This is a genomic window from Corallococcus sp. AB049A (assembly GCF_003668885.1).
Classification (GTDB): Bacteria; Myxococcota; Myxococcia; order Myxococcales; family Myxococcaceae; genus Corallococcus; species Corallococcus interemptor.
Genome location: NZ_RAWL01000474.1, coordinates 1 through 6235 on the forward strand (window position 1 = coordinate 1; position 6235 = coordinate 6235).

Annotated in this window: 5 protein-coding genes and 1 pseudogene; 1 reads left to right on the plus strand and 5 read right to left on the minus strand. The window is 69.7% G+C overall.

Annotation, left to right across the window (positions count from 1 at the left end):
* The first annotated feature begins 383 nt into the window (after positions 1–383).
* Positions 384–1217, plus strand: a complete 834-nt coding sequence (gene rsmI, locus D7X55_RS33865) for a 16S rRNA (cytidine(1402)-2'-O)-methyltransferase (protein WP_121725215.1) — start codon at positions 384–386, stop codon at positions 1215–1217.
* A gap of 32 nt (positions 1218–1249) precedes the next feature.
* On the opposite strand, the gene D7X55_RS33870 is transcribed toward rsmI, so the two are convergent.
* From D7X55_RS33870 to D7X55_RS45675, 5 genes and pseudogenes are all read right to left on the minus strand, one after another.
* Complete coding sequence (locus D7X55_RS33870) at positions 1250–2533, minus strand: hypothetical protein (RefSeq protein WP_121725216.1); 1284 nt, start codon at positions 2531–2533, stop codon at positions 1250–1252.
* Between the two features lie 77 nt (positions 2534–2610).
* Positions 2611–3642 (minus strand): M23 family metallopeptidase, encoded by a 1032-nt coding sequence (locus D7X55_RS33875; protein ID WP_120546376.1) that lies wholly within the window; start codon positions 3640–3642, stop codon positions 2611–2613.
* Positions 3643–3717: 75 nt separating this feature from the next.
* Positions 3718–5142 (minus strand): sigma-54 dependent transcriptional regulator, encoded by a 1425-nt coding sequence (locus D7X55_RS33880; protein WP_120546375.1) that lies wholly within the window; start codon positions 5140–5142, stop codon positions 3718–3720.
* 24 nt (positions 5143–5166) lie between these two features.
* Positions 5167–6039 carry an encapsulin nanocompartment shell protein EncA gene (gene encA / locus D7X55_RS33885; RefSeq protein ID WP_121725217.1) on the minus strand — a complete coding sequence of 291 codons (873 nt, stop codon included), beginning with the start codon at positions 6037–6039 and terminating at the stop codon, positions 5167–5169.
* Positions 6040–6099: 60 nt separating this feature from the next.
* Positions 6100–6235, minus strand: a pseudogene (locus D7X55_RS45675) (ferritin); the annotation flags it as partial.

Genomic DNA, 6235 nt, shown 5'->3' on the forward strand with positions numbered 1-6235 from the left:
TTTAAGTCGTCGGCAGCGTCAGATGGGTATAAGAGACAGGGCGGAGGGCGTGCGCCTGCTGGAGTCGCAGGGCTTCCGGGTGGTGGCGCGCAACTGGACGTGCCGCTACGGGGAGCTGGACATCGTGGCGGAGCAGGGGGAACTCATGTGCTTCGTGGAGGTGCGCATGCGCTCCACTGCGGCCTGGGGAGACCCGTCGCACACCGTGTCCTTCGCCAAGCAGCGCCGGGTGGTGAAGGCGGCGCTGCACTACCTCTTCCAGAACGGCATCGACGGGCGCATGGTGCGCTTCGACGTCATCTCCGTCGTGGGCCAGGGCGAGCACGCCCGGGTGGAGCACCTGCCCGCCGCCTTCGACGCTGGCATGTAAAGGAAACCGTCCCTTGGCTGGAACGCTCTACCTCGTGGCCACGCCCATCGGGAACCTGGGGGACGTCTCCGCCCGGGCCCTGGAGACGCTGCGCACCGCGGGCTTCCTCGCGTGCGAGGACACCCGGCACTCGCGCATCCTGTTGGACCACTTCGGCATCACCGGGAAGGACCTGGTGAGCCTGCCCGCCTTCGCGGAGGGGCAGCGCGCCGGGCGCATCCTGGACCGCATCGAGGCGGGGGCGGACTGCGCGCTCGTCACGGACGCGGGCAGCCCCGGCATCAGCGACCCGGGGGAAAAGCTGGTGGCGGAGGCGCTGGAGCGCGGCCTTAAGGTGGAGCCAGTGCCCGGGCCCACGGCGCTGGTGGCCGCCCTGAGCGCGTCCGGGCTGCCCACCGGGCGCTTCCACTTCCTGGGCTTCCTGCCGCGCAAGGGGCCGGAGCGCCGGGCCATGCTGGACGAGGTGGCCCCCCTGTCCGCCACCTGCGTCCTCTACGAATCCCCGCGCCGCCTGGCGGAGACGCTGGCGGACCTCCAGGAGGCCTGGGGCGACCGCCGCGCGTGCGTGGCGCGCGAGCTGACCAAGCTGCACGAGGAGTTCGTCCGGGGCTCGCTGTCCGCGCTGGTGGCGCGCTACGCGGGCGAGGAGACCCGGGGCGAGGTGGTGGTGTTGGTGGAGGGCCGCACCGGCGAGCAGCGCTGGAGCGAGGACGAACTGCGCCGGGCGCTGGAGGCGGGCCTGGCTCGCGGCGAGAAGCTCAAGCCGCTGAGCACGGAGCTGGCCCGCCGTGCGGGGTGGCCCGGCCAGGAGGTGTACCGGCTGGGCCTGGGGTTGAAGCAGCGGTAGGGGCGGCCCACCGCTGCCTCGGGGGCGGGCCTTCAGAAGCTGAAGGTCGCGCCCAGGTCGAAGCGGAACGTGGTGCTCTGGATGGCCCGGAAGCGGCGGGACACCGTGTCGTAGCGCCAGTCGAACGTGGGGTTCAGCTCCGGGGAGCCCGGGGCGACGTCCACGGTGCCGTCGCCGTTCAGGTCCTGGCCAATGACCTCGGTCGTGAGCAGGTGGTCCGTGTTGTAGAGGAAGTTGCCGGAGGCGCGGATGGTGAACGCCTGTGCGGCCCGGGCGGTGACGCCCAGCTGGCCACCCACCTGGAGGTAGTCGTCGGAGGTGAGCAGCTTGCGCAGCGCGGAGCTCAACTCGTTGTAGTACCGGCCGCGGCCCACGTAGTTGCCCAACAGCCGCAGGTCCAGGGCGAACCTCTGGGACTTCGCCGCGTTCTCGAAGGGCACCAGCTCCATGCCGAAGGTGAGCGCCGTCTGCGAGGGGGCGTGGATGCCCGTCTCCTTGCGCGTCCACGGCTCCTTGAAGCAGTTGTACGGCGCGCCCAGGGTGGGCGGATTGGCGCCGGACTGGTCGCAGTTGGAGTACGCGCCGGGGCCGCGCACCGGGATGGTGTGGGACGCCTTGAAGTACGGCTCCGCCCTGCCCATCTTCCGCGAGAAGGTCGTGTAGAGCTGGTACTTGTGGACGCGGTCGCCCACGTTGCCCTTGTCGCCGTCCGGGTCCGTGTTGGCCACGCTCGGGTCGCGCAGCTTGGCGGTGGGCGCTTCGTAGTCGATGCCGACGATCCACGTGGGCTTGGTGTCGTCCTTCTCCTGGTTGAAGAAGGCGTACGCCAGGCCGAAGTGCACGTTGCCCAGGCCGCCGCGGTAGCTCTCCTGGGGCACCTGGAACAGCCGGCCCACGCAGCCCTCGGACGAGTAGGGTGAGCCGTCCGCGTTGAAGCAGCTGTTGGTGATGGTGGAGTTGCCCTGGCCCGTGCCGGACACGAAGTTCCAGGTCTCGTTCTGCTGGAAGACGATGGGCAGCTTGAAGCTGAACTCCAGGTCCTTCCACAGGCCGAAGGCCACGGCCAGATTCAGCCGCGCGTCCGTGCCCTTGTACCAGAGTTCGTTGACCTCCCGGACGTCAGTGGACCCCGGGCCACCGAGCTGCTCGCGGACGATTTTCGCGCGCGTCTGCGTGCGCTCGAAGCCCACATCGAGGAAGAGGTCGAACGGATCATCGTCCTCGAACGAGGAAGCAATCCGGGTGATCTCCGCCGCGCTGGCGGCGAACGGCACGCCCAGCGTCAGCGCGGCGATGACGGCGCGAAACCTGTGCATCCACTACCTCCGACGACCACGGCCCAGGCCTGCCAGCTAGCCGTGCCGTCGGAGGAGTGTCAAGAAATGGGTGGCCTTTACTTCCCCGCGACGGACGTGCCCAGCAGGCCATCCAGCCGCTGGACCTCGGCGTCGAAGGCGCCCTTCTGGGCGGCCGCCAGGGACGCGCGGAAGGTCTTGTGCTGGTCGAAGGGGTCCAGGACCCGGTTTTCGCCCAGCATGAGCTGGTAGTGCAGGTGGGGGGCGAAGGAGTGGCCCGTGTTGCCGCTCTGGGCCAGGACCTGTCCCGCGTTCACGCGCATCCCGGGCTGGATGCTCTTGGGCAGCTCCGCCAGGTGCAGGAAGAGGGCGCGGCGGCCCTTGCCCCCGGACTCCACCAGCTCGATGCAGTTGCCGTTGCTGCCGAAGTTCCAGTTCTTGCGCTTGATGACGCCCGCGAAGGGCGCCCGGACCGTCGTGCCCACCGGCGCGCGGAAGTCCACGCCCTTGTGACCACGGCCGTCGCGCAGCAGCGAGGTGATCTGCTCGTAGCTGTCGATGGGGGACTTCTCCATCCGCAGCTCCAACTCGTCGCCGCCGGGCAGGTAGTAGCGGGCGTTCGTCTCACCCGCGGGCGTGAAGCGGTAGGCGCGGTGCGTCTGGCCCGTCTTGCCGCTCACGAAGCGCACCGCGTACACCAGCGGCTCCTCGTTGGGGCGGCGCTGGTAGAGCACGTCCAGCGTGTCCCCCCGGAGGATTTCACCGGGTACGCGCACCCACCACACCAGCGTGCGCGTCACCACCTGGGCCAGGGCAGGGCCCACGGTGGCGTCCGAGGCCTGGACGAGGGCGGTCTCCAGCGGACCCTCGATGCGGATGGACGCGCGCTCCAGGCCCGCGGCCTTCACGGGGTCGGTGGGCGCGGGCGGGGCCACGGGGGCCGCGGCGACGGTGCCGGCATCCAGCGCGGTGACGGTCTGCGAGGCGACGTCCATGGGGACATCCGCCATGCGCTGTTTCCACCACCACACGCCACCCGCGGCCGCGCCGAGGATGACGGAGACGGCAACCACCGGTCCGAAGGGATTGCGCTTCGGTGGTCCACCGAGGGTGGGAAGATTCGGCCGCATTCAGGCTCCCTGAGGGTAAGAAGGTACGCGGGGGCCGAAACCGCTGGCGAAGAAGCGATATTTCGGCGCCCCAAGCTACTCGTCCGGGCCGTCTTCCTGACCGTCCGGGGTGGTGTCGCGCAGGCCGAACTCCTTCATCTTCGTCTGGAGCGACTTGCGGCTGATCTGCAGGAGGCGCGCGGCGCGCGTGACGTTGCCGCCCGTCTCCTCCAGCTTCTTGACGATGAGGTCCCGCTCCAGCTCCGCGGCCTTCATGCGCACGATGTCCTTGAGGCCCACCTCGCCCACAGGGACATCCAGCGTGCCCAGCGAGGCGGCGACCGGTGCCCCTGCCTGCACGCCCGCTCCCCCGCGCACCGGCTCCGGCAGGTCCTTGGCGGTGATGAGGGGGCCGTCCGCGAAGAGCAGCACGCGCTCGATGAGGTTCTCCAGTTCGCGGATGTTGCCCGGCCACGCGTACGCCTGGAGCAGCGCGAGCGCGTCGTCGGCGATGCCTTCGATCTTCTTGTGGAGCCGCCGGTTGTACTTGTCCACGAAGTGCGCGGCGAGCATCGGGATGTCGCCGCGCCGCTCGCGCAGGGCGGGCAGCACGATGGGCACCACCGCCAGCCGGTAGTACAGGTCCTTGCGGAAGCGGCCGGCTTCGATCTCCGCCTGGAGGTCGCGGTTGGTGGCGGCCACCAGGCGCACGTTCACGCGCGTCGTCTTGATGCCGCCCACGCGCTCGAACTCGCCCTCCTGGAGCGCGCGCAGCAGCTTCACCTGCATCTCGACGGGGATCTCGCCAATCTCGTCCAGGAAGAGGGTGCCCTCGTCGGCCAGCTCGAAGCGGCCCGGCTTGGAGGTGACGGCGCCGGTGAAGGCGCCCTTCTCGTAGCCGAACAGCTCGCTCTCCAGGAGCGTGGCGGGGATGGCCGCGCAGTTGATCTTGATGAACGGCTTGTCGCGGCGGCTGGAGGCGCCGTGCAGCGCGGTGGCGATGAGCTCCTTGCCCGTGCCGCTCTCACCGGTGATCAGCACCGTGGACGGCGTGTCCGCCACCTTGTCGATGATCTTGTAGACGTCCTGGATCTGCGGTGACTCGCCAATGATGGCGGACCGGGCCTTGTGGTCCGCGCGCACGGAGCGCTTGGCGCTCTCGTTCGTCTTGGCGGCCTTGGCCACGACGGAGGACAGCTCCGACTGATCAAAGGGCTTGGTGATGTAGTCGAACGCGCCCGCCTTGATGGCCTCCACGGCGGAGTCCACGGTGCCGTGCGCGGTGATGATGATCACCGGCACGTCCGGGTTGGCGGCGCGCACGGCGGCGAGCACCTCCATGCCGCCCAGCTTGGGCATCACCAGGTCGGTGACGACGATGTCCGCGCCGTTCTTGTGGAACTCGGCCAGGCCCTGCTCGCCGTTCTCCGCCACGGTGACGTCGAACCCGTCGCGGCGCAGCAGGGCGGCCAGCACCTTGCGCAGGTTCGTCTCGTCGTCGATGACCAGGACCTTGGCCATAAGCCTCCGCGCGGAAGAAGAGGACTAACGGCGTGCCGGGGGAGCGGCGGGGACGGCGCCTTCCAGCGTGCAGATGGCGTCCGGGTGCTTGATGCGCAGGAGCAGCGACTCCAGCACGCGGAACGGGTGGTTCATCTTGCTGGCGCCCAGGTAGGCCGCGACCATGTCCATGGCCACCGCCAGGTCCATGTTCTCCCGGCCCGTGGACACCACCACGCCGGACTCACCGCGCAGGCGGTTGGACTGGTAGACGCCGTCGGACGCCAGCTGGCTGATGGTCTGGATCTCCAGCACGCCCGTCTTCTCGTAGATGCGGTGCAGCTGCGAGTACAGGCGCGGCGACAGCACCACGGCGTAGGGGCCGAAGTGGCCGGCCTCGTTGAGCTTGCGCGTGGCCTCCACGATGGTCTGGAAGCCGCCGCCCGGCGCCGTCCAGTCCCCCAGCGTGGCGGTGAGGCGGCCGTTGGCCGTCATCAGGCCCTCGTAGCCCAGGCGCTGGTCGCCGTAGAAGATGAGCTCGTCCTCCTGCTGCGCGCACAGCGCGGCGGCGCCGGCGGCGGCGGACACGTCCAGCGGCATGTTGTGCGTGCGCGCCGCCTCGATGTCCCGCCAGTGCAGCAGGAAGTCCTTGTAGATGATGGGGATGGTCTTGAACTTGCGGACGTCGGTGAAGACCATCGCGGTCTCCTGCTCACCGACGATGTCCACCGCGCCCGCGGACACGCCCTGGAACTCGTCGTAGGCCACCGTCTGCACGCCGGCGCCCAGCGGCCCGTAGATGTCCAGGATGCGGCGGCCCACCAGCGAGCGGCGCGCCACCTGGATCACCGTCTCGTTGAGCCGGGCCCACTCCTCTTCGCGCAGCGGGTTCTCGGCATGTCCAAGGAAGTCAGGCATCTGTGTCTCCGTCACGAGCGGCGGCAGAGGAGGGGAGGGAAGGCAGGAAACAAAAGGGTTCTAGCGACCGCCACCGGAGCCGCCACCGCTTCCGCCGCCCCGGCGCAGGCTGCCGATGGTGAGCGGGTGGCTGTTGGCGGAGGGCGGCGGCGCGGGGACGCCGTAGATGAGGCGCTGGGGCGGCAGGTTCGTCAGG

Bases quoted from the DNA above. Each gene is read 5' to 3' on its own strand.
- encA (WP_121725217.1), bottom strand. From the start codon at position 6,039: ATGCCTGACTTCCTTGGACATGCCGAGAACCCGCTGCGCGAAGAGGAG.
- D7X55_RS33875 (WP_120546376.1), bottom strand. From the start codon at position 3,642: ATGCGGCCGAATCTTCCCACCCTCGGTGGACCACCGAAGCGCAATCCC.
- D7X55_RS33880 (WP_120546375.1), bottom strand. From the start codon at position 5,142: ATGGCCAAGGTCCTGGTCATCGACGACGAGACGAACCTGCGCAAGGTG.
- D7X55_RS33870 (WP_121725216.1), bottom strand. From the start codon at position 2,533: ATGCACAGGTTTCGCGCCGTCATCGCCGCGCTGACGCTGGGCGTGCCG.